The organism is Streptomyces sp. NPDC046931 (genome assembly GCF_040644655.1).
Taxonomy (GTDB): Bacteria; Actinomycetota; Actinomycetes; order Streptomycetales; family Streptomycetaceae; genus Streptomyces.
Map to the genome: position 1 here is coordinate 1 of NZ_JBEYWX010000062.1, position 2,311 is coordinate 2,311.

Annotated in this window: 2 protein-coding genes; one reads left to right on the top strand and one right to left on the bottom strand. The window is 73.1% G+C overall.

Annotated features, from left to right (window positions below; genetic code table 11):
- Positions 1 to 288: 288 nt before the first annotated feature.
- Positions 289 to 1,248, bottom strand: coding sequence for an AraC family transcriptional regulator (locus ABZ876_RS39020; RefSeq protein ID WP_361791167.1), 960 nt, complete (start codon positions 1,246 to 1,248; stop codon positions 289 to 291).
- An 82-nt stretch (positions 1,249 to 1,330) separates the two neighbouring features.
- Here ABZ876_RS39020 and ABZ876_RS39025 point away from each other — a divergent pair, with 82 nt between their 5' ends.
- Positions 1,331 to 2,167, top strand: a complete 837-nt coding sequence (locus ABZ876_RS39025) for an NAD(P)H-binding protein (RefSeq protein ID WP_361791170.1) — start codon at positions 1,331 to 1,333, stop codon at positions 2,165 to 2,167.
- Positions 2,168 to 2,311: the final 144 nt, after the last annotated feature.

The window sequence follows — 2,311 nt, forward strand, 5'->3', positions numbered from 1 at the left end:
GGCTCCAGCACCGCCCACTCCCCGTCCGTCAGATCTCCACGCGCCACAAATCAAGATCATCTCACGATGAAGATCCACTTTCGATACACGCCCTAGTACTCCAGTGCGACTTCGTGAGCTATCCGGTTGAGGGATCGGCGAGGCGTCGCCGACAGTGGCTGCGGCAGGCTGTGGCCTGGCGGTGTCTGCGCCAGTTCGACCAGTGCGTCGGCCTGTGCGGAGACGTGGTCGGTGGGGTCGGCAAGGCACTGAGCAGGCGGTGGATCGGCCGGCCCGTACGATCATCCGTCATGAATTGACCCGCCATCCCGACCGCACCTGCCGCCGCCAGTCCGACGGGCTGACCCCGCGCGCCCGCTTGAACGCCACGCTGAACGCGAACGCGTCCTCGTACCCCACCTCGCGCGCCACCGCGGCGACGGTCTCCTCCGTGTCGCGCAACAGATCCGCCGCCAAGGCCATCCGCCAGCCGGTGAGGTATGTGAGCGGCGGCTCGCCGACCGCGCCGGTGAAGCGCGCGGCGAAGGTGGCCCGTGACTGGCCGACCCGCGTGGCCAGTTCGGCGACCGTCCACCGGCGCGCTGGCTCCTCGTGCAGCAGGCGCAGAGCCTCGCCAACGGCCGGGGTGGCCAGCGCCCCATACCAGGAGGGGGGTTGGGCCTGTGGCCGGGCGCACCAGGCGCGCAGCGCGAGTGCCAGTAGGAGGTCCAGCAGCCGGTTCAGGACGGCGTCCTGGCCGGGCTCGTCGTGGGCTACCTCGGCGGCGAGCAGGTCCAGCGCCGCCCGGGTGCGTGGCCCGGCGGGCACGACGGCCAGCGGCGGGAGCATGTCCAGCAGGCGCTCGCCCACTTCGCCGCGGAGTTCGTAGGCTCCCCGGAGCAGGGTGGTGGCGCCGGGCAGTCCGTCGCCGAACGTGCGGGGTGCCAGGTTCTGCCGGGCTGCCGTCCCGCTGTCGATGACGTGCTTCCTTCCGCCGCGGATCACCACCTGCGGCGGGGTGTCCGGGGCGTCGGCGATCGTGTACCGGTTGGTGCCGCTGATCAGGGCGATGTCCCCAGCGGCCAACCGCACCGGCGCGGCCTGCGGGTCGTCGTCGAGCCGGACTGACGCGTGGCCGCCGAGGGTGGCCACGACCGTGAGCGGAGGGGCGTCGGCGAAGGTCATCGACCATGGTGGCCGCTGGATCAGCTGCCGGATCTGCGCGTTCCTGGCGCGGGCCCGGTGCAGCAGATCGCTCAGGACGTCCATGCCAGCCACGCTAGACGATCACAAAGGTATCGGCGACGTTCTCCCATGGATCGTCTGCCTCCACCGGGGTTGTCTGGAGGGCATGAAGACCATCCTCGTTCTCGGCGGCACCGGCACGACCGGCCGCCGCATCGCCCGCCGCCTGACGGCCAAGGGCCAGCCGGTCCGCACGGCGTCCCGCACCGGCGGCGACACCCACTTCGACCTGGACAACCCGGCGACCTGGGCGCCCGCCCTCGACGGCGCCGCCGCCGTCTACCTCGTGGAGCCCAACCTGCAGCCCGGCGTGGACCGGCAGGCGCGCATCCCGCGCCTGGTAGCCGACGCGGTCGCCGCAGGCGTGCGGCGGCTGGTGCTGCTCTCCGCCCACGGCGTCGGCAGGGCCGACGACGGCCACCCGCTCAAGGCCGCCGAACAGGCCGTCCGCGACTCCGGCGTCGACTGGACCATTCTGCAACCCGACTGGTTCGCGCAGAACTTCAGCGAATCCTTCTGGCTGCCGGGCGTCCTGGCCGGAACACTCGCCCTGCCCACCGGCGACGGGCGCACGCCGTTCGTCGACGCCGAGGACATCGCCGAGGTCGCCGCCTCGGCGCTGACCGAGGACCGCCACAGCGGACAGACCTACCAGCTGACCGGGCCGCGGGCGATCGGCTTCGGCGAGGCGGCTGACCTGATCGCCGCCGCCACCGGCCGGACGGTCCGTCACCTCGACGTCGATCCCGACGTCTTCGTGGACCGCATGGTCGCCGAAGGCGTGCCCGCCGACGTCGCTCGTCTGCTCACCGGCCTGCTCGTGGATATCCGCGATGGTCGGGGCGCAGGCGTCTCCGACGGCGTGGAGCGGGCGCTCGGCCGGCCGCCCAGGTCGTTCAAGGAATTCGTTGCCGAGGCCGCCGCCGCAGGCCGCTGGAGCTGACCCCGCCACCGGGCCGCGGGGGCGCCCCGGCGGGGCCCCCGGGGCCCCCCCGCCCCCCCCGGCGCGCCGGGGGTGGGGTGACGGGATATAAGAAGAGGGGCCCCCACCCCAACACCGCGACGAACACCGCGGACGGGGGCGGGG